We start from the raw sequence: 24,008 nt of genomic DNA on the forward strand, positions 1-24,008 counted from the left end.
CTGTGCGCGCACACTTATTCGCAGCGTCGGTTCTCGCACGAGGGGCACCGACGCCTCATCGGCTGGGGAGACGATGTGACGACCGCACTATCGAACTTTGACATCGTCAGCGACGGGGAGCTGGCCCGCGCGGCGGCGACGGGTGACCGTCGCGCCTTTGCCATGATTTACGACCGTTACGCCGACCGGTTGCACGACTTCTGCATCGGCATGGTCCGCGATCGCGACACCGCGGCCGACTGCGTGCAGGACGTCTTCTGCTCCGCCGCGACTCAACTGCCCAAGCTGCGCGACCCCGAGCGGCTGCGCCCCTGGCTCTATGCCATCGCCCGCAACGAGGCGCTGCGCTGCATCCGCGACCGCCGCCGCGAACAGGTCTCCGACGAGCTGCCCGAGGCCGCCTCGCACGACGCGGGACCCGACACCCTGGCCGCGCGCAACGAGCTGGCCGCGCTCGTCGCCGAGGCCGCCGGCGGGCTCGGCGACCGAGACCGCGCGGTGCTGGAGCTGGCCTACCGCCACGGGCTGGACGGGCCCGAGCTGGCCAACGCGTTGGAAGTCAGCCCCGGCACCGCCAACAAGATGGTGTCGCGGCTGCGCAACACCATCGAATCGTCGTTGGGTGCGCTGCTGGTGGCCCGCCGCGCCCAGCACACCGCCGACAAATGCGCCGAGCTGGGCACGATCTTGGCGGGCTGGGACGGGCGCTTCAGCGTGCTCATGCGCAAGCGCATCACCCGCCACATCGAGTCATGTTCCATTTGCGACGAGGAACGTCGCCGCATGGTCAACCCGGTCGCGCTGCTGGGTGCGGCGCCGGTGCTGATCCCCGCGCCCGGCTGGCTGCGGGATCAAACACTGGGACAGATCCGGCTGACTTCGGCCGACAGCGACCTCACCACCGACGGCAGCGGAGACGGCCACGCCTGGTCGGACGACGCTTACCCACCGACCGCCGGCGGCGCGGACGAGCATGACGGGGGCTACCTCGACGCCGCCCAACCGCAGCGGGCACGCCGGTTGATCCCGTGGATCGCGCTGTTCGCGGGTACCTTCCTCCTCGCGCTGGGGTTGATGTACAGCTTGCTGTACCACCACAAGACGGCCATCACCCCGACCGAGCTAAGTGGGACCGCGCCCGCGCCGATGATGAAACCGGCCCCACCGCCCGCCGCCAACCAGGTCCCACCCGCTCCGCCCGCGAATCCTCCCGCGCCTATTTTTTCGCCGCCACCGGTCCAGGCGCCGGTCGCCCCGGCCCCGCCGGTGGTCGCACCGCCGGTCGAACCGCCGCCGGTGGCGCCCCCGCCGCCGCCGGTCGCGCCGCCCCCGCCGGTAGTGCTGCCCCCGCCCGTCGTGGTGCTGCCACCGCCGGTGATACTGCCGCCGCCGATCGTGTTGCCGCCGCCGCCGTCGGGAACGCTCCCGCCGCCGCCGAGGTTTCCGCCGCCGTCGCCGCCGAAGGCGCCGCCCCCGTCCGGGACACCGGCCCCACCTCGGCCGCTCCCTCCGCCTAAGCCGAACCCGCCGCCCCCACCACCGCCGTCGAGTCCGTCCGGCCCGATCCTCAGGTGACCGGCACGTAGCGCGCGGGTCACCCGGTACGGCACTATGAGAACGTCGTCGTCCGTGGAGAGGCTCGCGGGAGTTCGCTTGGTCCAACATCTCAGCGCCCAGACGGTGACTGCCTAGATGCCGGCCCGCCGGCACCCCTATTTCGCATACGGGTCGAATCTGTGCGTCAGGCAGATGGCGCTGCGTTGCCCCGACGCCGCGGACCCGCGACCGGCGGTGCTGGCCGACCACGACTGGCTGATCAACAAGCGCGGCGTGGCCACCGTCGAACCGTTCGCCGGCAACGAGGTCCATGGGGTGCTGTGGCAAGTCTCCGACGACGACCTGGCGACGTTGGACAGCGCCGAGGGCGTGCCGGTGCGGTACCGGCGCGACCGGCTTACCGTCCACACCGGGGACGGGCCGACACCGGCCTGGGTCTACATCGATCACCGGGTGATCCCGGGCCCGCCCCGCCCGGGTTATCTGCCCAGGATCATCGACGGCGCCGCGCAGCACGGGCTGCCGCAACGATGGATCGACTTCCTGCGCCGCTGGGATCCGTCCCGCTGGCCTCGACCTGTCATCGCAAAAACCCCTGCGCCGCAATCACTTTCGGCGCTGTTGAGCGAGCCCGGGGTGACCGAGGAGAGCCGGCTGCGGTCGCGTTTCGGTTTTCTGGCGATCCACGGCGGCGGCCTGGAAGAGATGACCGACGTCATCGCCGAACGCGCCGCCGAGGCGGCCGACGCCTCGGTGTACGTGGTGCGCCATCCCGACCGCTACCCGCACCACCTGCCGTCGGCCCGCTACGACCCGGACGAATCGCCGCGACTGGCCGAGTTTCTCGATCACGTCGACGTCGCCGTCTCGCTGCACGGCTACGGGCGCATCGGGCGTGGCACCCAGCTGCTCGCCGGGGGACACAACCGCGCGCTGGCGGCCCACCTGGCGCGGCACATCCGGCTGCCCGGGTATCAGGTCGTCACCGACATCGACGACATCCCGCGCGAGCTGCGGGGCCTGCATCCCGACAACCCGGTGAACCGTGTGCGCGACGGCGGGACGCAGCTGGAACTATCGGTCCGGGTGCGGGGTCTCAGCCCACGCAGCCCGCTGCCGGGCGCCGACGGCTTGTCGCCGGTGACCTCCGCCCTGGTGCGGGGGCTGGCGGCCGCCGCGCGTTCCTGGTAAGTGTTTTTGGTCGCTGAACGGAGGTTGTTGGTGGGCAAGGATTTTCGCTTCGGACTGAGCATGCGCTTCTTCAAGTCGCGCTCCGCGTTGGTCGACAAGGTGAAGCGCGCGGAAGATCTCGGCTACGACATCTTGTGCGTGCCCGACCATCTCGGCGCTGCGGCACCGTCGCCGACGCTGACCGCGGTCGCGATGGTGACGACCAAGATCAAGCTCAGCATGTATGTGCTCAACGCCGCGTTCTACAAGCCGGCCCTGCTCAGCAGGGACCTGCAGGCCCTCGACATGCTGAGCGAGGGCCGGCTCGAGATCGGGCTCGGAACCGGCTATGTCCGGGAGGAATTCGAGGCCGCCGAGCTGCCATACCCGAGCGCCGGGGCCCGCGTCGACTACCTCGAACACATGACGACCTACCTCAAGGAACATCAGCCGACGACGCCCATCCTGATCGCCGGCAACGGCGACCGGGTGCTGACGATAGCCGCCCGGCACGCCGACATCATCGGGCTGACCGGCGCCCGGGTGCGCGAGGTCGACGACCCTCTGGCCGAACGCATTGAGTTCGTGCGCAACGCCGCGGGTGAGCGGTTCGACGCGCTGGAACTGAACATGGTGATCACGGCGATGCCGCCCGAGGGCGAGAGCGCACCCGACCTGAGGATGACCCGCCAGTACGCACCCGAGCTGTCCGATGAGCAGTTGCTGTCCATGCCGTCGGTGCTCAGCGGGTCACCCCGCGAGATGGCCGACACCCTGCGCGGCCTGCGCGAAAAGTACGGGCTGACATCCTTCACCGTGCAGGACAACCGCCTCGACACCTTCGCGAAGGTCATCGCCGAACTGCGGTGACGGCGTCTTGCGTGCTGTCCCCGGTAAGCTCAGCCCGTCCGCCCTCGTAGCTCAGGGGATAGAGCACGGCTCTCCTAAAGCCGGTGTCGCAGGTTCGAATCCTGCCGGGGGCACTTGGTGTTTGCGCAGTTCAGCGATGGTTTTCAGATGTCTGCCGACTGGCCTCGGCTGGTTCTGGTCGGTGCTGTGGTCGGTGATTGGTTGGCGTCAGCTGGCGCAGCCTGGCCCGCGATAGTCAATCGCGTTGCATCAGCCGACGATGAGCGCGCGGGCGTCCTTCATCAACAGCATCAAATGCAGCGGATCGGTCGAAGACGCCCAAAACTCGAAGTTGGCGTAGAACGTGCGGACCTCATCGTGCGGCACGCGCACAAAACGGCCCCCGCTATCTATAGTAGAAAATGCTATAGTTGGGCATGAGCGGTCGGAGTGACGTATTGCGGACGGTGATGCACGAAACAGGCACCACCCAGTCCGAGTTGTCTCGGCTCAGCGGTGTGCACCAGCCGAGCATCAGCCAGTTCCTCTCCGACAAGGTTGAACTCAGCGATGAGCAGCTCGACCGACTGCTGTCCTGTATGGGGTACCGACTCGAAATCACCCGCCAGCCGGTCACTCCCAAGCTGACACGTTCCGAACGCCGCTCGTGGAAACTGCACCGCGAGCTGGCCAGACACCTGAGGCGGTCGACTCTCACACAATGGCAACCCGCGATCGAGCACAACCTGCGACGATTGCGGTCCGGCGTCACCGGCCAGCCACACATGAGAAACCTCGACCGCTGGGAATCACTCATGAGAAGCGGCGACGTACCCGGCCTTCATCGCGTCCTTACTGGACTCAGCCGCGATTGCATCGAGATGCGCGAAGTCTCACCGATGGGTGGACTGCTCCGCGATGAGGAGCGCATCCGCGTTTTGCGCACGGTGCGCTGATGCGGCGCGACCAGCTTGAGCACGCTATCCGGACTGCCTGCCAAATCGCGGGCCTGACTGAAGTGATCATCGTCGGCTCCCAAGCGATCCTCGGCACCTACACCGAAGATCAGCTGCCCTTCTACGCCACCAGATCGGCGGAAATCGACGTTCTCCCGATCGCCGACAACACCGGTGAAATCACCCGTCTCGCAGACGAAATCGAAGGAGCAGCGGGCGAATTCTCCCCATTTGAGCAGCTTCACGGCTTCAGTATCGACGCCGTAGACCTGCAGACCTCGACACTGCCCGGCGGATGGCGCGATCGACTGGTCAAGGTCCAGAACGAGAACACCGCCGCCCCATCGGGCGAACCTCAATTCATCGGATGGTGCCTCGACAAGGAAGACCTGTGTGTTGCGAAATTGTGTGCTCTCCGAGAGAAGGACTTGAACTTCGTCGACGCACTGATCACTGCTGATCTTGTTGACCCGCAAGTGATCGCAACGCGCCTCGCGACCGTACCCGAACGCTTTGGGAGAGCCTCCCAACGCGCAGCCGCCTGGCTCGCTCACCGCACAAACAGTGTTGAGTAGCTCGCGAACCGCAGCCGCGGCGTTGGGATTGGCCAGGATTGGGAAAGGATGTCACTTCGCCGCGAGGCACTTCTTCCGAGTACTGCCACATTATGGATAACCGCTATTGATCCATCAGGTTCCGGCTACACGTTCGCCCGCCGCTCGCAGACGTGCCAACCGGATGGGGCGCCGATATGTCGCCCTACGTCGCTCGGGACGACGTTAGAGGTGCTAATGCGTCGCGGCAATCACCGTGAGACAAGTCGGCTTCTCTGCCAAGGGCGGCTCTGGTCCTGCCGACCCTCCGTCAACGCTGATCCGTGGTCGGTGTTTGGTCGGTGAATCTGGGACACGCCGTGGCGCGATGTAGCGTCAGATGGCCCAATATGGCGGGGCCAGAGGCGCTTCGACCCCGCGTGTCGGTTCCGGTCGAAAATTGAGCAGGTAGTTCCGGTCGAAAAGTGAGCACCCTTCAACGATTGGAGACTCAACCCCGTAAACCTGCTCACTTTTCCACCGGAAGAAACTGCGCAGGATTCGACCGGAGCCGACACCCGCGGGACTCGTCCGCTTGGAGGTTCTCACAGGACGAGCGAGCTGGCCGGTGGCGTAGCGGCTTGCGCCAAAAGCCCCTGGCGCATCTCGCCGAGATATAGTCAAACGCCTCGCCAAAATTCATTGCCGAACCTTGCCGATGGCCGCCCCGAATTCATCAACCCTAGCGATAAACCGTGAGCATAAGCGGCCGAGAACATCTATCTGGTTGGTCCAGCGACCATGACCTCGCTATACGAGAACACTCACGTGTGAATGATCTGTGGCCGTGCCAGCAAAATGGGAAGCTCACCGAGTCTCCACGGGGTATTGATACCGCGCTGGGCTCGAAATCTGTTGTGGGGCCAGCGTAGTTCGACTCGCAAGCGTGCGCTTCAAACCCTACCTAGCCGGGGCGCTGACTTGTATTATTCAAAGATGTCTCGCTGTCTCACGGCTTTTCGACTAGTTATCGGGATGGCGCTCGTTCCCGTCGGATCGGCCGGCGTCTCGCACGCATCGCCGTCGGGGGAAGATGCATCCGGACAGTGCTCCTTTGTGCTCACACAGCCTGAAGTTGTACAGGTATCCGGAGAGAGCAAGGTGTTGGTCACGATGCATCCGGGGCCGTGCACCACAGCTGCCGTCCCCAACTCGCAGGTGGTGTGTGTATCTATAGCGGGCGACGGTTCGCCTGGGCATTGCGCATATAAGTCCGGTCAGGAGACGGTGCGCATGTACTACTTCTACCGGCCTGGGGCGACATACGTGGTGAAGGCCCAAGGATGTGCAGACTCCATCACGCCGCCGTACACGTTGTGCCAGAATTTCGGCCCGACACAGACGACCCTGTAATGCTGCCGCGCATATCCCTTGGGCCACCGCGCTTTCCGACTAGATGGGGTCGAAAGAGGAGATCAGCCAACGGCTGCCGCTCTTGTCCAACGTCACCCGGACAGTGGATGCGGTGTCAGTGGGCGCATCATTGCCAACAGTCACGGTCTGGTTGACGAACACCAGGACAACCGCGTGGTTGGGAGTCGCCGACACCGACGCCGCCGCGGGAACGGTGGCGATCGCCGAAATGTGGTCCTTTCTGGCGCCAGGCATCACGACGTCATGGACCAACTGTGTGTAGGAGTCCTTGAACTTGCCGGTCAACCGGTCCCGCGCGGCAGTTAGGTCTTTATCGACGGTGTCGGGCTGGTAAGACAGTATTGCCACGGTGGAATCCTTAGCGGCCGCGACCGACTCGATACCGGCGACCGCCGAATCCCGGACCCACGCGTCTTGCCACTTCAAATAACCCGCGGCCGCCGCGATCATCATTGCGACCGCTGGAAGCATCCAGAAGACAAGCACCCGCGACCATTTGATCCGGCTGATTCGGCGTTTACGTTCCGGCGGCTCAACGTCTTTGACATCTTCTTCGGTTTCAACATCATCGGCTTCAGCATCATCAGAGGACGTGTCGCCCGATTCGGCAACGTCTTCCGCGTCCCCGTCGCTCGTGTCCTCGGCAGGTTCGGCCCGGTCTTCGGCGTCATTGGTGATGGTCTCCGCGTCGCCGATCGCCTCGGGTTCGCTCGTCTGGCTGGCGACCTGCCCAGCCTTCTCCTCGGAGACCTCGGTTGCGTCCGGATCGGTCTTGCGATCGGTATTGAGCCGCACTGCGATAGTTCCTTTTCTGGTTGGCAGAGCCCGGTGTCGGCGGTTGCCGGACAACGGCCTGCTCACGGTACAAATCCGACATTGGAGACTTTTGCGCCACCGCCGACCTTCTGCACCGTTATCCGCATTCGCCAATGCCGCGGATCCTGTTCGGCCGCACCGGCATTCGAGGTCTTAACGGATACAGCCACCAGAACCTGGGCTTCGTCGCCCGATTGCGACTCGAGACCCGCGTCGGTGATTGTCCCCACCGACGTGGACTGCGCCTTCTTGACCACATCAACGAAAGGTTTTGATCGCTGGGAGAAATCGTCGTAGAACTGACCCGTCGCGGAGTCCAGGATGCGCTGGACGTCAGCGTCGGCGTGGTGCCAGTCGATTGTGGTCAGGTTCAGCGCGCCTTGCCGCCCGACCTGAACCAGCAGCTCGCGTTGCTGTTGGGCCTGGCGTGACTGATATCCCCGGTACCCGAACCATCCGGCGACCGCGGCCAAGGCAACGACCGTCACCAAACCCAACGCCGCTGCCAGCCGCACCGGCGTGACCCTCTTTTTGGGCGGCGCGGCGTCTTTGGAAGCGTCGTCGGCGTCTTCATCGACGGCAGTGTCATAGTCGTCGGCCGCATCGGACTCGTCCGCGGGTACCGCCTCGGCGTTCTCGTCTTTCGAGGTGATCCTGTTGGGCAATTGCGTTGAATCGCCGTCGCTCTGCCCCGGCGCCGCCGCGGACGTAGACGGACGGCCTGCCGCGCTCAGTTCGTCTTGGGCGGCATCAGCATGCTTTGCCATGTTTGCTCCTTTGTGGCACCACGGGCCAGGTCTCGTTGTGTGTACATACGCCCGTCGGGACCCACATACATGCCCGTGGCTGGGTCGTACTGGACGGCCGCGATCGGCGGTGGTTCCGGACCGGGCGGCGACGGTGCGGGGACCTGCCCCGCTGGCTCCTCCCCCGGCCTGAACTGCGGGACACCTTGACCGGATAATGTTGCGTTCGGATCGCCCTTCCAGTTCCAGCCGTCGTTCAGCGGAACGTACGTCTCGTCGCTCTCGCACATCTTGACGGTCGGCGCCCGCTTGCCGGGGCGGGTCTCACACGGCAGATTGTGCGCGCCGCGCACGTTGAGCTGCGAGTCTTGTGGCACCCGGCAGTAGAAGTCCCCCTTCGGAACATCCGGGTAGTCCTCGTAGCTGGGGGCCCGCTGCTGCTGGGCCGGCAGGAATCCCGTCGTGCACGGCGGCGGCCAGTTTTGGTTTAGCTTGAAGCTCAGGTAGGGGGCGTGGTAGGGCTGTTTGGTGTCTTTGTTGGCCACGCCGATTGCTTGGATGTCGGCGGTCCCCTGTGGCAGCTCCACCAGAAGGGATTCCAGATTGTCGCGGTAGGTGACGCCTACCTGCCCGACACTGACCAGGTTGGCCAGGACGATCGGCAAGGTGGGGTTCAGCCGGTCGAACAAATCGCGTGCCTCGGCGGCGGCTGGGCCACCCTTATGCAGCAGGCCCGCAACCGAGGAGTCGTTGTTGCGCAACTGCGAGGTGATCGCCGCCAGGTGTGAGGCCCACGCCTGGATTCCGTCCGATGAGTCGATCTGACTGTCGAGCAGCGGCTTGGAGTTGTCGATCAGGTTGACCAGTGCGTCCAGGTTCTTTCGGGCGTCGATCGACAGCGCAGTCGTCCCTTTCACCAGCCGGGAAAGTTCCGGCCCGAGCCCGCCGACTGCGACATACGACTCGTCGACCACCGTTTTCAGGTTGTCCCGTGGGATCGCGGTCAGTCCGCGGTTGGTGGCCGCCAACAGCGAATTGATGTCCGGCGGGACATACGTGCGGTCGACCGGTATCACGTCACCGTCTTTCAGTGGCGGCCCGGCCGTGCTGCGGGGCAGCAGTTCGACGTACTGCTCGCCGATCGCCGACACGCTATGCACCTGGGCGCCGGAATCGGCCGGGATATGGAAATCCGAGTCCATCCGCAGCACCGCCTCGGCGCCGCTATCGGTCAGGCGCACGGCCTGCACCCGACCGACTTCGACCCCGTGGTAGGTGACATTCCCGCCGGCATACAGGCCACCCGCCTGCGGCAGTTTGACCGTGACCTCATACCGATCGATCCCGAAAAAGAAGGTCGGTATCTGCATGTAGGCGAAAAACATGATGGCGGCCGCGGCGGTGCTGACCGTCGCGAAAACCGCCAGCTGGAGTTTGACGCGTCGGGGGAGTCGGTTCAGCATGATGTCACGGCCCCTGGTTGAAGTGGTAAGGCACGACCAACGGGTTACCGGGGTTGTACTGGCTTCCCGCCATGCAGGGGCTGGGCAGCTGGCCGATGGTGCGGCCCCACTGAAGCTCCAGCTCGCTCAGGTTGCACTCAAACCGGGTGCCGGTGAACAACCCCGAGTCCAACCGGCTCAGGGTCAAGTCGAAGATGCCGGTCAGGTTTGCGTAGTCACCGCGCAGCCATTTGCTCAGCGTGTCCTTGGGGAACGGGAAGGTGCCGAAGAGGCCCAGCGAACGGGTCAAGGACACCCCCGCGTCGCCCAGTGACTGCAGCACCGGGCCGAGGTCGTTAAGTTCCTGCACGAGGCTTTGCTTGGTCTTGTTGACCGAGTCGGCGGCAAGCGCACCGAATCGGCTCAGGTCACCCAGCGCGTTGGCAAGGTCCTCCCGATCGTCCTTCAGCGCCGTCAACGCGTCCGGGATCGTCTTCAGCGCCTTGTCGATCACCGGTTTTTCGTCGGCGAATTGACCGGCCAGGTTGTTCAGGCTGTCCGTCGCGGCGATGATATCGTCCTTTTGGTCGTTGAGGTAGCCGACGAACTTGTCGAGCTGGCCGAGCAGGCTTCTCAGGTCCTGCTCACGACCGGTGAACGCGGTGCTCAGCGCCTTGGTGATGTCCTGGACCTGCCCTAGGCCGCCGCCGTTGAGCACCAGGGAAAGCGCCGCCAGCGTGCGTTCGGTTGACGGATATCCGCCCGCCGAGGACAGCGGTATAAACGACCCATTTTTGAGCTTGCCCAGGGGCGGCACCCCACTGGGTGGCGCCAATTCGAGGTGTACCGAGCCCAGCAGGCTGGTCTGGCCGATCGTGGCCGTCGCGTTGGCCGGGAGGTCCACGCCGCCTTCGATGCTCATCGTGACCAACGCGTGCCAGCCCTGCAGTTCGATGTCGGTCACGGTGCCGACGGTGACGTCATTGACCCGGACGCGGGAGTTCCGCTGCAGGTTTTGAATGTCGGACATCTCTGCTTTAACGGTGTACGAACCGGGCCCGCCGCCCTTGGTTCCCGGCAGCTTGAACGAGTTCGCCCCGTGGAAGCCGCAGCCCGATAGCACCAGCGCAAGTGCCGTCACCAGGCCCGCGGCCATGCGATACCAGCGTGGTGCCCGGCTCATTGTCCACCCCCGGACGGCACCATCATTCCGCGCAAGCCGGCGGCCGGATCTGGGGTCTGCACCGGCGCGGCCGGCGGTGGCGCGGCCGGCGCGTCTGGCGCCGTCGCGCTTTCCTGCGGCGGCGCGGCGGCCGGTGCGGGCGCTCCCGGAGGTGGCGGGGGAACGTAGTCGGGCCGCAGCCAGTCCTCGCTGTAGGTGATTTCGTTCGGCCGCGCGGTTGCGCCGACGAAGAGGTTTTCCCCCAGCGGGAGGAAGTTGATCTGGCGGTTTTTGATGATGGGCGCCAGGTACTGCACGCACAGCTTGGCCGACTCCTTGGAGTTTTTGCGCGACGCGGCTTCGACCGCGGCGCACAGGAATTGGATCGTGTTGGCGAATTGGTTGACGCCCAGGATGCCGGTCAACGAGCCCTGCGCGGGGTTGTAGATGTTCAGGAAGTTCTGGAACGCGGTCGGGGCGACATGCAACACCTGTTTGATGTCGTCGAGACTCTGGTTCACCGCCGTGGTCACCGACGCCAGCTTGTCCGACGTGGTGCCCAGCGTCTCTCGGTTGTCGGCGACGAAGTCTCTGACGTCGCCGGCCACGTCGTTGAGGTCGCGGACCGCGTTGCCGACGGCATCGGGGTCGCTGGCCAACAAGCCGGTCACCGCGGCCAGGTTTTGGTTCAGTTGCCGCAGCAGGTCGCTGCTGTCGTGCAGGGCGGAGACCAGGATGGACAGGTTTTTGAAGGTGCTGAACAGGTCGTCGCTGTGATCGCCGAGCGCGGAAATCGCCTGCGACAGCTTGATGAGCGTGCTACGGATATCCGGCCCCTGGCCGCGCAGGTTGTCGGCTGCGGTGTTGACGAACGCCCCCAAGGTGCTGGTTCCGCCTGGCTTGGCGGGCTGGAGTGTCTCAGTCAGTTTTTGTAGCTGCTGGCGAAAATCGTCGTATTCGACCGGAACGGCGGTGCGGTCCTGCGGGATTGTCGCGTGATCGGCCATCGTCGGGCCGCCCGTGTAGGCGGGCGTCAGCTGGATGGCTCGCGGTGTCACCAGTGACGGCGCGATGATCACGGCTTTGGCGTCGGCGGGCACCTTGTATTTGTCGTCATACCAGAAGGTGATCTTGACGCGGCTGGGTTGCGGTTCGATCTTCTCGACCCTGCCCACGCGCACGCCGAGGATGACGACGTCGTCCCCGGCGTAGAGGCCGGTGCTGTCCGCAAAATAGCCGACGACTTGCGTATGGCCGATGCCGGTCGCCAATCCGACGACGGTGACAATGCCGCCGACAAGGACGACCGCAAGTGCGATGGCCACGCCGAGCTTGACGTAACAGTTCCTCACTGGCCACCACCTCCAGCCGGCTGGGATGGGCCGATGGGTCCGGGTCCGTTCAGCACGGGCGGTTGGCTCGGCGGTATCTGACCAGGTGCTGGTAGTTCGACGGGCCCCCCTGGCGGGATGGACTGTCCTTCGCCCGGACCCGGCGGCGCGGGAGGTCCCGGCGGGGGGCCGCCGGGTGGCGGCGCGGGCAGCGGCTGCCGATACGGATAGCAGCCGGGGCCGGGCAACGCCACGCCGGGCACACCGCATGGATGGTCGCTCGGGTTGCCGGTGATGGCATCCGGGATGGTCATGCGTGGTTCCCCGCCTTGGCCGGTGCGCGGGAACGGTATCGGCAGCGGCGGCGTGCCCGGCTGCCCGCGCTGCGGGTCGGTGCGCTGTGAGGGCAGCAGCACATTGGGGTCCAGGCCCAAGTCGGAGAAGGCCGCGTCGATGAAGGGCTGCACGAACTGCCCGGGCAGTAGGTTGACCAGATACGCTTTGTAGAACGGTCCCGAGCCGACGGATTCACCGAGCCCTAAGGCGTATCTGCCTAGGCCGACGATCGCTTTCTGGACGCGTTCCTTGCGGTTGTCCAGGATGGCCAACACCCCGTTGAGCTTGTCCAGTGCCGGCTTGAGCGTGTTGCGGTTCTCGGCGATGAAGCCCTTGATCTGCTGCGCCACGGCGGACAGGTTGTTCGAGATCTGGCTCAGCGCACTGCTTTGGCTTCTCAGTTGAACCAGTAGCGCGTTGGTATTGGCGACGAGCTTGACCACTTCGTCGCTGCGGTCGGCCAACACCTTGGTTGCTTTGTTGGCGCTGCTCAACAGGTTTCGCAGCTGCGCATCGCGCTCGTTCAGTGTCTGAGAGAAGCGCGCGACCCCCTGCACCGCCTGCTTCAAGTCGGGCGGTGTGTCGGCGAAGGTGTCGGACAGCACGGCCAGCGAGGTGGACAACTGCTGGGTGTCCAACCCGCTGATGGTATTGCTGAGATCGCTCAGCGCGTCTGGCAGTTGATAGGCCGGCCTGGTTCGGTCGAGCGGTATCGGGCGGCTCAGCTGCCCATCGCCGCGCGGGGTTACCTCCAAGAGTTTGCTGCCGAGAAGGCTCTTCAGCTTGATCGCCGCCTCGGTGCGCTCACCGAGGCGGACGTCGTTGGCGACGCTGAACTTGACCAGCACCCGCGGTCCGTCCAGGTCAACGCCCAAGACCTGCCCGACGCGGTAACCCGACACCTGGACGTGGTCACCCGGTACCAAGCCGCCGGCCTCGGCGAAGTACGCCGAATAGGTCTTGCCCCTGCTGAAGAACGGCAGCTTGTCATAGTTCAGGGAGATCAACACGAGAGCCAGGGTGACGCCGATGCCGATGAGGCCGACGATCAACGGATTGCGTTCGGAGAAGGGTTTCATCGCGGCGTGCACCTGCCGGTGGCCTGGCCGGCCAGCTTGATGTACACCGGCTGGCCGCCCTTGCCGTTGACCTTGATCAGAATGTCGCACAGATAGAAGCTGAAGAAGTCTCCGTACATGCCCTGCCTGTTGAGTATTTGCGTCGCGTCGGGCCACGTGTTGAGGAAGTTGTCGAAATAGTCGTGGTCGGCCAGCACGTTTGCGGCGGTCCGGTCGAGTTCGTGGACCACCTTCCTGGCCGGCGGACGGGCCTGTGACAAGAGATCGGCGATTGACCCGGCGGCCGCGTTGGCGTACGCAACCCCGTTGCTGATGTCTTGCTTGCGGCCCTTGAGCCCTTGCACCAGTTCGGCCAGAGAGTCGACCGCCGTGGCGAACTGCTTGCTCTGGCCGCTCAGTGAACCGAGCAGGGTATTCAGGTTGGTGATGACCTGACCGATCAGTTGATCGCGGTCGGCCAGGGTGTTGGTCAGGGCCGCGGCCTGGGTGAGAAACGAGCCGATCGTGCCTCCCTGTCCCTGGAACGCCGCGACGAGTTGGCCGGTGAGCTTGTTGACCTGGTCCGGGTCCAGCGCGCGGAACAGCGGCCGGAAGCCGCCGATCAATGCGTCGAGGTCCAGCGCCGGCTCGGTCCGCGCCAGCGGGATGGTCGTGCCCGGATTAAGCCGCTTGACTCCCCCGGCGCCCTCCTCCAGGGCCATGTACCTGCCGCCGATAAGGTCCGCGAAGCGGATGGCGGCCCTGGTGCCCTCGGTGAGCACAACCGAGTCGGCCGTGGCGAACTCGACGAGCACGGTGGAGTCGGGCTGGACGGTGATGCTTTTGACCTTGCCGACCTCGACCCCGGCGACGCGGATGAAGTTTCCCTCCTGCAGGCCGGACACGTTCGCGAACTGGGCCTTGTAGGTCTTCTCCGACTGGAAGCGCAACTGGGCGAAGACCGCGATGAGCGCAAACGCGCCGAGCATGCACACGACCAAGTAGATGGACAGGCGCCACAGGGCACCGACCAAATTCTCTCGCATGTCTGCCTTCCTCTATCGCTGCTGGTGTCTCATTCGGTGGTCACGGCGCCGGGCTGTAAGGCGGCGGTGGCAACGGTGCGCAGTCGTTGTTGACCAGGCCGCAGGTTTGTTGCTGCCCGGAGCGCACCGGCGGCACGAACGGTTCCGAACCCGCCGGCGGGGGACCAGGTTCGCGTGGCCTGCCCGGCGGCGGAGCCGGCGGCAGACCGGGATACAGCGGGGTGCCGTCCGGGGCGTATCGCGGCGCCCCATAGGGTGCCGGACTGTCGTATCCATCCGTTCCTTGGACGGGGCCGGGCGCCGGGCCGCCGGGGTGCCGAATGCTAGGCGGTTGCGGTGTCCCCCGAGTGACGGGGAGATAGTCGACATACCCCGGGAAGCCGATGCCGGGGTTGGGCCGCATGTCTAGTCCGGTGCCCCACCCGGTGTTGGTGACGAGGTAGCGCTGCGGGAAATTCTTGGCGACGTCGGGCAACGATCCGCACCCGGGCTGGCCACCGGGGCCACCCTTGGCGCCGTTGATCGGCAGGTTGTCGGGGAACTTGTATGCGTCTTCCCCGAAGAGTAAACCGGCGTCCAGGATCACCGAATATCCGTTGTCGCCGCCGGTCGGCCCGATGAACCTGTCGACGGCGGTCTTCCCGCCAACCAGCGTGCAGGTGAGCTCTGGGTTGTACTTCATCAGCAGCCGCGTTGTGGACTCCAGCAGGTTGATGCCGTGCACGAGGTTGTCCTTGTTCGGGCCGATCAGGTTGGTGCCCGCGCGGGAGAGTCCGCTGACGTTGAGCAACAGTGCGTCAAGTTCCTTGGCGTTCTTGGTGACCGTGGTGCCGGTCGTGCTGGCAGCGTCCAGCGTCGTGAGGATGTCGTGTGCGGCCGCGCTGTAGGCGTCGCTGAATCCCTTCAGGGCGCGGTAGTCGGCCCGGATGGTCTCGCTGCGCGGATTGATCGTCAGCAGGACCTGGTTGAGGCCGGTGGTGGCTTCGCCAATCGCCTCGCCCTTCCCGCGAAATCCGTCGGCCACCGCGGTGAGCACGGCGTTCAGTTTGGGGACGTCGACCTGGTTGAGTACGCCCACGAGGTTCTGAAAGACGGTGTTCACCTCGACGGTCACGTTGCTTGCTTCGACCACCGCGCCGGATGCGAGCCGTTTGGAGGTCGGGTGGGCGGGCGTGGTCAGGTCGACATACTTGGCACCGAAGGCTGTGGTGGCGGTGATTTTGGCGCCCACGTTGGCCGGGATGTACTTGAGCTGCTCCGGGTAGAGCTCCAGCTGAAGTCTCACCGGATCACCTGGCTGAATCGACGAGACCCGGCCAACCTGGACGCCGCGCAATTTCACCGCCGCGCCAGGTTCCATCACCAGGCCCGCACGATCCGACATCAAGGTCACTCGGCTATAGGGCCGCAAGTCCCTGTTGAACTGCGCGATGGTCAGCGCGACCGATCCGATGATGACGCCGAGGAGAACGAAGGTCCAGATCGCGGGGTGCAGGCCGGCTTCGCGGCGCTTCTTATTCTTTTCCATAGCCGCTACCCGGACAGGTGGAAGTTGCCGGACACTCCATAGGCGGCGAGCGCCACCGCCAGCGTCACCGCCATCGCCACGGTCAGTGAGGCGCGCACCGCGCGACCGACCGCCTCACCGACGCCGGCCGGACCGCCCGAAGCGTAGAAACCGTAGTAGGTGTGCACCAGCATGATCGCTGTGGCCGAGGCGATGACCTGGAGCAAGGACCAGATCAAGTCGAGTGGCTGCAGATAAGAGTGGAAGTAGTGCTGGTAGACACCGGGAGCCTGGCCGTACCCGAAGATGATGAGGCTGCGGGTGGCAAAGTATCCCGCCATCGCCGCCATACACCACAGCGGAATCGCGACGAGCACGCCCGCGACCACCCGGGTGGAGACCAGGTAGGGAACGACGCGGATGCTCATCGTCTCGAGCGCATCAATCTCCTCGTTGATCCGCATGGCGCCCAGCTGCGCGGTGGCGCCGGCGCCGACGGTGGCCGCCAGGCCGATGTCGGCGATGATCGGCGAGGCGATGCGCGTATTGATGTAGGCGGATGCGAAGCCGCACAACGCCTGCACGCCGACATCGGATAACGATCGGAAGAGCTGGATGGCTACATACGAACCGGTGGCCATCGTCAAGATGACGACGATCACCACGGTGCCGCCGATGACGGCCAGCGCGCCGATGCCCATGCTCATGCTGGCGATCAGGCGCATCATCTCCACTTTGTATCGGGCGATGGCTTCCCAGACCGAGCCCAGAGCCCTGACGTAGAACGCGGTCTGGCTTCCGAGCTCGTTCCACCTGTTGGCGAAGGCGCGCGCGGCGTTGCTCAGCCGCGGCAGCCGACGTGCTGCTGGCGCGGCCGTCACATCGTCGCCTTCGTCGTGATCGCGAGCAAGATCCCGTTGATGATGAACAGTGCCAGGAACGTGTACACCACGGTTTCGTTCACCGCATTGCCGACACCTTGCGGACCGCCGCCAACGGTCATGCCCTTGTAACACGCAATGAGGCCCGCCACCACCCCGAATAATGCCGCCTTTGCGTAGGCCGTGATCGTCTCGGTAAGCCCGACAAGCAGCGTGAGGCTGGCCGCGAAGGTACCAGGGTTGACGTGTTGGAAGTAGACGGAGAACAGATAGTCAGCGACCAGGCTGACGATGGTCACAACACTGTTCAACACCAACCCGTTAAGCCCGAGCGCCAAAACCCTTGGCACCAGCAAACGTTGGACCGGGCTAATCCCCATCACCCGCATGGCGTCAATTTCTTCGCGGATGGTGCGAGCGCCCAGCTCGGCGCACATCGCAGTAGCGCCGGTACCGGCGATCACCAGCACCGTCGCAATCGGTCCGATGAACACGACGCTGGCCAGCGCGGCCCCGGTCCCGGATGCGTCGGCGGCGCCGATCTCGACCAGCAGGACGTTGATGATGAAGATCGGCAGCGTGCTGAGCGGGATCGCCAAGAAGACGGCGGGAAACATCGACACCCGCGCCACGAACCAAGACTGATGGATGAACTCACGCCACGCGAAGGGCGGCCGCACGAGCTGCACGAGGATGTCGAGCGACAACGCGAAGAAGGCGCCGACCTCGCGCAGCGGCTTCGCTTCAACGTCCCAGGTGGGCCGCACCCCCAGGGACGCCAACACCGCCATCGGAGATCTGACGGGAGCCGGATCCGGCGCCGCCAAAGGCTCTGTGTTCGCCGTGTCTCTCACAACCATTAGTGCCCTCGTCGGTATCTAATCGCCACCGACATTGGACCGATCAATGCTCACCCAGCGGAAAGTCAAACCGCCCCCTTCCAATAGTGTGACAGGTAGCACAGCGGGACGGTACACCATGGCTTTCACGGAGGGCAACATACACCTCTCTTATTCGCGCCCATGCCGGATTGGTCGACGCCTGTTAAACAACCGCCGATTTGCTGCGACGGTTCCGACAAATTTAGTCCGAATGTGGCAACCGTTATCGAAATAGTCGGCCAGCGCCCCCCGGTCGAAGACTCCCAGCTAGCCGTTCTTGCATGTGAGCCGCCCACTAGGCCAAGGTCTCGCGGCCCGGGCCAGCGCGGAGGCGCCCCGCCCTCCAAGCGGATTGGAAGGGTTCGGCGGAAGTTAAAGGCGACCCGTCACTATGACTGAACAATTTGCTATCCGGTAAATATTCCGCATATTCGGAAGACTTTTTGAACGAACGTTGCCATACAGAATTTTCCACTAGAGCGCCCTTGGTTAATCTGGGCGGACATACACTTTAGAGAGCGTCGACAATTCTGTCTTACAATGCCGGCAGAGCGGTCCAACAATAGAACGCCACCATGACAAATAGATCGCGATAAATGCTTCCACATCGCCGCCGAAAAGCAGCGCTCGTGTGGCGAGGTCGATTGCCGCGTCGGTTACATCGGACGACCAACGGCCGGGGACTAGAGGAAGCCGACTGGAGCCCGTGCTCCAAATGAGGCCATGACCTGCAATTACGCGAGACGACGACGACGCCATCATGGTTGATGGGCACGGCCGCGGTGCATCCGCGGTCATCAACGTCATCGCGTATGCCGTCCCAATATCCCCCAAGTGCAACACCAGTAACTAATCGCTCCCAACCACCGGGGGATCATTGCTGGCCACGTCGGGTCGACGACCACATGCGAACATAAGACGCCTGCGGCTGCGTTATGACATCAAAATATCTATCTATTTATCTGGTTTTCTAATTTGCACGACTAGACGCATTGCCGTCGAATCTGAAGCAATCTGTCGGGCGCCCAACCTCATCGGGATTACGGTTGCTGCCCAACGGTTGCTACCCGGTTAGCTCGGTATGGAATCAACTTCCACCCCCCCGGATAGCAGCTGGAGCGATCCCTGATCCGCAGCAGGTCCGTTCTACTGCGGCGGGCAACGCCGCCGTCAAGTGCTCCCTAGAAGGCTTCGGCCAGCGCATGAGATAAGGCCGGTTTCGCGCGCCACTGCCCCGTCTTGGCCTGATCGCCTCACTGGTGCGCCGGGCGTCGTAGTGTGCACTTGTGACCGCTCAGGGCCACGCATCCCGCGCACGTTCGTGGCGTGCCGACACTCCTGCAGACGAGGAGGAGGCGCGCGAACGGTTGCTGGCCGCAGCGGAAGCTTGCTACGCCGAGAAAGGCCCGGTTCGCACGCGGATGAGCGACGTTGCGCAGCGCGCCGGCGTGCACCGCTCTACTGTGTACTACTACTTCCCGAACAAGGACGCACTGCTGGCAGCCTCGTTTGTGCGAGTGCTTGGCGTCACGGTGGAGCGCGTTTACCGATGCTGGCAAACGGACGAACCCTTCTTGGCTCAGCTGGTCGCGGCATGCCTGGTGGGCCAAGAGATCGCTCGCAGCTCACCGATAATGCGATCGCTGGTCGACGACCACCAAGCCCTCGGCGCTGCCTATCACGCGGCCGAGGGTTCTGAGTTGTGGCGAGCCAAGCTTGCTGACGCGCTGGTGCGGCGCCTCGAGGATGCCGCCGTTGCTGGCGAGATTCGCCGTGATCTTCCGGCGGAAACCCTGGCCCGCTGGATTGTCCGGGTCAGCTTCAGTCTTGTTGCCGAACCGGCCGACCCTGAAGACGGTGGTGATGAGGGCGTGCTGCGGAATCTACTTGGTGCTTCGTTGAAGCCTCGGCCCTAGCCCCGTCAGGCGGCCAACGGTGTTATGCCGGCTGGGCAGTCAGCGTTCGCCACCATCGTCCCGACCTTTCTCCGCGGCTCGTGCCGGGCCGAAATCGGCTAGGACACTGCGGGATTCGTGCCCTCGTGTTTCGCCGCTCCGAACGGGAGGACGCCCCACCGAATGCTCGTCCGCTGTCGCCGTTGACGAAGGAGCCAGATCGTCGACTGATCACTAGCTCCGTCGGAAACAGGACGGCGATGCTATGGCGAAAACATCAGAGTACGGATAACCTTGTCTCGCTTAGCCATCACCGCGGTTTGTCGAGCAAGTGGCCGTCGGGCGGCCGTGACGGTGGCACATGTCGTTTGGCGCGAGGTACGCGGCATTGCCGATCGAAACCTACTGAGGTGGGCTTGTGTTGAAGTCGTTCATCCACGCGTCCGCTGCCGGTGTGATCGCGGCAGGCCTCGCGGCGTGCTCGTCGACGCCCGTCAATCCATCTTCGTCAGGGCGACTACCGGCAGGAACCGCGCAGGTGACGATCAACAATCGGACTCTCCCCGAGACCCGCTCAGTCCAGTGCATTCTGCTCGGTTCGCTAACGACGATCGCCACCGGCAACCCGGCCGTGGGCGTTAACGCATTCGTTTCCAACAAGGATGCGCTCGCTGCTAACTCCGTCAGCATCAACGACTTGGGCGGATTCACTGGCAGTTATGAGGCCGGCCTCGGCGGCAGGGCCGACGTGACCATGAACGATCAGACGTACACGATCCGTGGCAGTGCGGACGGGTTCAACACAGATAACCCCGGCCAGAGGACAACCGGCACCTTCACGATCAGAGTCGCCTGTTAGCGGCTATCTGAAACCCCGTTGGTACCTGCGAGACATGCCTTCCGCCACAACGTTTCGGGGGCGGCGCCGTTTTGTCCGGCAGGTGCCGCGATGCACACCGGGCATCAGCCTGGCGGTGGCAGGTAGTTCCCAGCGGAATTCCGCAGCGACCAAATGAGGCTGGGGCACAGTTCCTGGGCGGCCTGGCCTATCAGATACGTCGCCTGATACTCGCCGGAGTTGTTGAAGTCGGCTTTGACGTCACGCGCGATGCTGGCGTAGCTGTCACCTCGGGTGATCTTGTCGCAGATTCCGTGACCGTAGGCCAGGGCCGCATCGGCGTTGGCGAAGCCGTACCCAGGCCGAACAGTTACGTTTAGCAGGTACGCGACCGCGTCCGCGTCTGCAGCTGGGGCTGTTGCCACCGCGACAACGCTTGAAGCAACGAACGTAGCGACGGCGAGCTTAGCCCTAGTTTTCCCTTGCTTCATGACCGTCAAAGCGTAATATATCTATCTAATTTCTCCTAGTACCATTCCAAACCGCGACGTGTACACGGCGTTGCGCTCAGCTGGGGGTTCTGCGATGACGGCTCAGACAAGCAGGAGCCTGTACACGCGCTATCGGCCGTTGCCTTTGCCCGTCCTTCTGATCGCCGCCACCCTGCTGGCCAGCCCCACCGCGCACGCCGACAATGACAACAACACGCTCATACCGAACAACAAACGATTCAACGACGGTGTCCTCGCCAACGTTTTCACAGTGCAGCACCATGCAGGCTGCACCAATGACGTCAGGCCCAACAAGCAACTGCAACTCGCAGCGCAGCGTCACGCCGAGGATCTGCTGAACAACCGCGCCCTCGATGGTGATACCGGCTCGGACGGATCAAACCCACAAGATCGCGCCAATACGGCCGGCTACCAAGGTCAGGTGAGCGAAACGGTGGCCATCAATCAGTCCATAGCAATCAGCGGCGTCGATCTGATCAACCGGTGGTATTACAACCCAGATGATCTGGCCATCATGTCCAACTGCGCCAACAGCCAAATGGGAGTTTGGTCGCTAAACAATCCAGGTCGTACCGTTGTCGTCGCCGTTTACGGCAAGCCAGCGCAGCCAGTCAACACCGAAGGCGAGAACATTCCGCCCGATCCCAGCCCCGACTATGACGCCAGCGACGAGCTCGAATTTGGCTTCAACTGGTTCCCCTGGATTCTCAGGGGCGTGTACCCGCCGCCTGGAAATCCACCGCAATAAGCAAGGCTCACACGTAATGATCAACACAGTCGGCTTCATTGGAGCGGGTCAGACGGGTGAGCCCGTCGTGCTGCGCCTGCTCGACGCCAACGGGCGCGCTATGCGGTTCCGCTGAGGACTTCAGATGCCGCTACCCGATCTGGTTCTCGTCCATGGTGGAGCGCATGCTGGCGACTGCTGGGATCTGACGGTCTCGGAATTGCGCCGCCAGGAACCAAAACTCCGCATCCTCGCGGTGGACCTTCCCGGTCGCGGCTCGAAGCCAGGTGACCTGACCGCAGCCACCATCGGCGCCTGGGTGGACTCCGTGGTCGCCGATATCGATGATGCGGGTTTTGGCGAAATCGTCATCGCTGGCCACTCGATGGCGGGGGTGACGGTACCCGGGGTGGTGGCCAGGCTGGGCTCTGCGCGCGTCCGTGAGATGGTTCTGGCGGCGGCGTTCGTGCCGCGTCAGGGCGAAGCGATCACGGACACGCTCGACGGTCCAATGGCATGGTTCGCTCGACGCGGCGTGGGGAAGCGAAAAGCGATGAAAATACCGGCTTTCCTTGCGCGCTATGCGTTCTGCAATGAGATGACCGAGAAGCAACGCCGGTTCATGATGGCACGGCTCTACCCCGAAACGATATCGATCGCGACTGAACCGGTGGACCGTAGTGACTTTCCGGCGAACGTATCCCGCACCTGGATCCTCACTACCCGCGATCGCGCGCTTTCCATCGCGTCCCAACGGCGAAGTATCGACGCCCTGGGCGGGGTCCACACCATCGTCGAGGTCGACTCATGCCATGACATGATGATCAGCCATCCGAATCGCACAGCGCAGGTCCTTCTCGACCGCTGCCGCCGATACGATGCCTCGGTCGGGTGAACGCGTGTACTTCAGATCGAGCCCCGCAGGCTTGGCAGCACCGACTTTTGACTCGTGCTGGCGGCCGCGGTTGACCTGCCCCACCCGACGTACTTCGTTCCGCGGGGACGATTTGCATCAATGGAGCAGGCCACAGCCCTCAGGTTGAACCGCAGCGCGCAGTCCCGACGCCTGACGCGGAATGTAGGAGACAGCCGACGGCCCTTCAGCGTATGAATGCCACTTTGGGTCAGACGGCTTGACGATCTCGTCACCGATACACCAGACATCCATTTCCAGATCGTCGACGTAACGTACCGCGGAATAAGCTCACCCCACTTCGGCGGCATCCGCGAGGTCCAATTATCCCGCGGCTCACACAGATGACCGTCTGCGTCGATGATCATCTGTTGTTCCTCCAATTGTGTTGACCTGACCATTCTCGAATGAGACCCACTTGCGTCGCAGAGGCAACGTGGTTGCCGCGCTCGTCGAAGAATCCGCCGACGCAGAACGCCCTGCCTTCCGAGGCACTCGGCGACAAATGATCGAAGCGCAACCACTGATCAATGCGGAAGGGGCGGTGAAACCACACAGAGTGATCGAGGGTGAACGTCTGAACGTCGTTGTGGGGCCCGATCTCGTGGGGGCTGAAGGAGCTCCTCAACAAAGTCAGGTCAGCGACACATATGGCGATGGCACTGTGGACCGCTTGAGGACCTTCGAAAGGTGTCGACGTTCGCACCCAGAGGCGCGGCAGCGTACCCTTGCCCGTTGTCGTAAGCGGCTTGCGCCCCTTCGAATCCGGGCACCAGTCGACGTCCAGAGAAGACCATCGTCGATAGAATTCCGCCCAATCATCGGGAAAGGGACGCATGGCCGCGCCGGCCTTTGGCGGGCCGTCGACCGCTTCGGCAGCCAGTTGATGCTCGGGCCCAGTTTCCGGAGCGTGGAACGAGGCCTGCATGGAAAGGAGCTGCTGACCCTGCTGCTCGGCTATGACGTGCCGGTCGGAGAACGAGCGTGAGTCGCGCAAGCGTTCGACGCGGAAGTCGATCGGCGGCCCGATCAGCCCCGCGGAGAGAAAGTGCGACTGAACAGAGTGTGGGAGGCGTTTTTCCTCGACGGTCTTGGCCGCTGCCATCAGCGCCTGGCCTGCCAGCTGCCCGCCGAAGACCCGGGGCATACCGATATCGGGCGTGGTCCCTCGGTAGAAGTCGCTTGCGACGAATCGGACGTCGAGCAGGTCGATCAAGGATGCGACACTGGCGACCATCAACAGCCCTCTTGGAGCGGGCTGCGACTTCCGACCGGCGTCCGCGATGTCCGGCGCTCGTGTGCAAGTCGCAATACCGCGGCGGCTTGTTCGGCTGGGATGAGGGCGAGGACCCCGCAAAGGTTCGACAGCGGTGTCTTCTTGACCCGGCGAACGGACGCGACCGCGCTTTTGCTGGGCG

Annotated in this window: 21 protein-coding genes, 1 tRNA gene and 1 pseudogene; 10 read left to right on the forward strand and 13 right to left on the reverse strand. The window is 64.1% G+C overall.

The genetic code is table 11. The features are described 5' to 3' along the window. The first annotated feature begins 75 nt into the window (after window positions 1-75). The 4 genes from AC5Y7V_RS21680 (at window position 76) to AC5Y7V_RS21695 (ending at window position 3,710) form a co-directional block, all read left to right on the forward strand. Window positions 76-1,575 carry an RNA polymerase sigma factor gene (locus tag AC5Y7V_RS21680; protein ID WP_499882093.1) on the forward strand — a complete coding sequence of 500 codons (1,500 nt, stop codon included), beginning with the start codon at window positions 76-78 and terminating at the stop codon, window positions 1,573-1,575. A 117-nt stretch (window positions 1,576-1,692) separates the two neighbouring features. Further along, entirely contained in the window at window positions 1,693-2,748 is a 1,056-nt protein-coding gene (locus AC5Y7V_RS21685) for a poly-gamma-glutamate hydrolase family protein (protein WP_499882094.1), read from the forward strand. A gap of 24 nt (window positions 2,749-2,772) precedes the next feature. Next, on the forward strand, window positions 2,773-3,597 hold the full coding sequence (locus tag AC5Y7V_RS21690; protein ID WP_499882207.1) for an LLM class F420-dependent oxidoreductase: 825 nt from the start codon (window positions 2,773-2,775) through the stop codon (window positions 3,595-3,597). 40 nt (window positions 3,598-3,637) lie between these two features. After that, a tRNA-Arg gene (locus tag AC5Y7V_RS21695) sits at window positions 3,638-3,710 on the forward strand. A 136-nt stretch (window positions 3,711-3,846) separates the two neighbouring features. Here AC5Y7V_RS21695 and AC5Y7V_RS21700 read toward each other — a convergent pair. Continuing rightward, window positions 3,847-3,969: pseudogene (locus AC5Y7V_RS21700) on the reverse strand (GNAT family N-acetyltransferase); the annotation flags it as partial. A gap of 44 nt (window positions 3,970-4,013) precedes the next feature. Here AC5Y7V_RS21700 and AC5Y7V_RS21705 point away from each other — a divergent pair. Together AC5Y7V_RS21705 and AC5Y7V_RS21710 are read left to right on the forward strand one after the other, a co-directional pair. After that, a complete protein-coding gene (locus tag AC5Y7V_RS21705; protein WP_232075540.1) occupies window positions 4,014-4,532 on the forward strand; it encodes a helix-turn-helix domain-containing protein in 519 nt (172 codons plus the stop codon). Then, entirely contained in the window at window positions 4,532-5,107 is a 576-nt protein-coding gene (locus AC5Y7V_RS21710) for a DUF6036 family nucleotidyltransferase (protein ID WP_102419696.1), read from the forward strand. The genes AC5Y7V_RS21705 and AC5Y7V_RS21710 overlap by 1 nt, the downstream gene beginning before the upstream one ends. A 1,410-nt stretch (window positions 5,108-6,517) precedes the next feature. On the opposite strand, the gene AC5Y7V_RS21715 is transcribed toward AC5Y7V_RS21710, so the two are convergent. The 10 genes from AC5Y7V_RS21715 to AC5Y7V_RS21760 all read right to left on the reverse strand — a co-directional run bounded on the left by AC5Y7V_RS21715 (window position 6,518) and on the right by AC5Y7V_RS21760 (window position 17,615). Next, window positions 6,518-7,294: an Rv1363c family protein gene (locus AC5Y7V_RS21715; RefSeq protein WP_499882095.1), complete on the reverse strand. Its 777-nt coding sequence runs from the start codon at window positions 7,292-7,294 to the stop codon at window positions 6,518-6,520. A gap of 62 nt (window positions 7,295-7,356) precedes the next feature. Next, window positions 7,357-8,082 (reverse strand): Rv1363c family protein, encoded by a 726-nt coding sequence (locus AC5Y7V_RS21720; protein ID WP_499882096.1) that lies wholly within the window; start codon window positions 8,080-8,082, stop codon window positions 7,357-7,359. Then, entirely contained in the window at window positions 8,046-9,524 is a 1,479-nt protein-coding gene (locus AC5Y7V_RS21725; RefSeq protein WP_499882097.1) for an MCE family protein, read from the reverse strand. Before AC5Y7V_RS21725 ends, AC5Y7V_RS21720 begins: the two co-directional genes overlap by 37 nt. 4 nt (window positions 9,525-9,528) lie before the next feature. Further along, the gene (locus tag AC5Y7V_RS21730; protein ID WP_499882098.1) at window positions 9,529-10,686 is read right to left on the reverse strand and encodes a virulence factor Mce family protein; all 1,158 of its coding nucleotides are present in this window, start codon (window positions 10,684-10,686) and stop codon (window positions 9,529-9,531) included. Beyond that, entirely contained in the window at window positions 10,683-12,017 is a 1,335-nt protein-coding gene (locus tag AC5Y7V_RS21735; RefSeq protein WP_499882099.1) for a virulence factor Mce family protein, read from the reverse strand. Before AC5Y7V_RS21735 ends, AC5Y7V_RS21730 begins: the two co-directional genes overlap by 4 nt. Then, the gene (locus tag AC5Y7V_RS21740) at window positions 12,014-13,411 is read right to left on the reverse strand and encodes an MCE family protein (protein WP_499882100.1); all 1,398 of its coding nucleotides are present in this window, start codon (window positions 13,409-13,411) and stop codon (window positions 12,014-12,016) included. The genes AC5Y7V_RS21735 and AC5Y7V_RS21740 overlap by 4 nt, the downstream gene beginning before the upstream one ends. Further along, window positions 13,408-14,436 (reverse strand): MCE family protein, encoded by a 1,029-nt coding sequence (locus AC5Y7V_RS21745; RefSeq protein ID WP_499882101.1) that lies wholly within the window; start codon window positions 14,434-14,436, stop codon window positions 13,408-13,410. Before AC5Y7V_RS21745 ends, AC5Y7V_RS21740 begins: the two co-directional genes overlap by 4 nt. Before the next feature lie 40 nt (window positions 14,437-14,476). Beyond that, the gene (locus AC5Y7V_RS21750; RefSeq protein WP_499882102.1) at window positions 14,477-15,964 is read right to left on the reverse strand and encodes an MCE family protein; all 1,488 of its coding nucleotides are present in this window, start codon (window positions 15,962-15,964) and stop codon (window positions 14,477-14,479) included. Between the two features lie 5 nt (window positions 15,965-15,969). Continuing rightward, entirely contained in the window at window positions 15,970-16,824 is an 855-nt protein-coding gene (locus AC5Y7V_RS21755; protein ID WP_499882103.1) for an ABC transporter permease, read from the reverse strand. Next, on the reverse strand, window positions 16,821-17,615 hold the full coding sequence (locus AC5Y7V_RS21760) for an MlaE family ABC transporter permease (RefSeq protein WP_067919768.1): 795 nt from the start codon (window positions 17,613-17,615) through the stop codon (window positions 16,821-16,823). The genes AC5Y7V_RS21755 and AC5Y7V_RS21760 overlap by 4 nt, the downstream gene beginning before the upstream one ends. A 1,376-nt stretch (window positions 17,616-18,991) precedes the next feature. Between AC5Y7V_RS21760 and AC5Y7V_RS21765 the strand changes: the two genes are divergently transcribed. Continuing rightward, window positions 18,992-19,621, forward strand: coding sequence for a TetR/AcrR family transcriptional regulator (locus AC5Y7V_RS21765; RefSeq protein ID WP_499882104.1), 630 nt, complete (start codon window positions 18,992-18,994; stop codon window positions 19,619-19,621). Between the two features lie 400 nt (window positions 19,622-20,021). Beyond that, entirely contained in the window at window positions 20,022-20,459 is a 438-nt protein-coding gene (locus AC5Y7V_RS21770) for a lipoprotein LpqH (RefSeq protein WP_499882105.1), read from the forward strand. Between the two features lie 104 nt (window positions 20,460-20,563). Here the strand turns inward: AC5Y7V_RS21770 and AC5Y7V_RS21775 are convergent, their stop codons facing one another. Further along, window positions 20,564-20,929, reverse strand: a complete 366-nt coding sequence (locus tag AC5Y7V_RS21775) for a DUF732 domain-containing protein (protein ID WP_499882106.1) — start codon at window positions 20,927-20,929, stop codon at window positions 20,564-20,566. A 175-nt stretch (window positions 20,930-21,104) separates the two neighbouring features. Between AC5Y7V_RS21775 and AC5Y7V_RS21780 the strand changes: the two genes are divergently transcribed. Continuing rightward, window positions 21,105-21,698 (forward strand): CAP domain-containing protein, encoded by a 594-nt coding sequence (locus AC5Y7V_RS21780; protein WP_499882208.1) that lies wholly within the window; start codon window positions 21,105-21,107, stop codon window positions 21,696-21,698. 124 nt (window positions 21,699-21,822) lie between these two features. Beyond that, window positions 21,823-22,572 carry an alpha/beta fold hydrolase gene (locus AC5Y7V_RS21785; protein ID WP_067919772.1) on the forward strand — a complete coding sequence of 250 codons (750 nt, stop codon included), beginning with the start codon at window positions 21,823-21,825 and terminating at the stop codon, window positions 22,570-22,572. A 382-nt stretch (window positions 22,573-22,954) separates the two neighbouring features. Here the strand turns inward: AC5Y7V_RS21785 and AC5Y7V_RS21790 are convergent, their stop codons facing one another. Beyond that, window positions 22,955-23,806 carry an acyl-CoA thioesterase gene (locus AC5Y7V_RS21790; RefSeq protein WP_499882107.1) on the reverse strand — a complete coding sequence of 284 codons (852 nt, stop codon included), beginning with the start codon at window positions 23,804-23,806 and terminating at the stop codon, window positions 22,955-22,957. Window positions 23,807-24,008 lie beyond the last annotated feature (202 nt).

The organism is Mycobacterium sp. NGS34 (genome assembly GCF_059812845.1).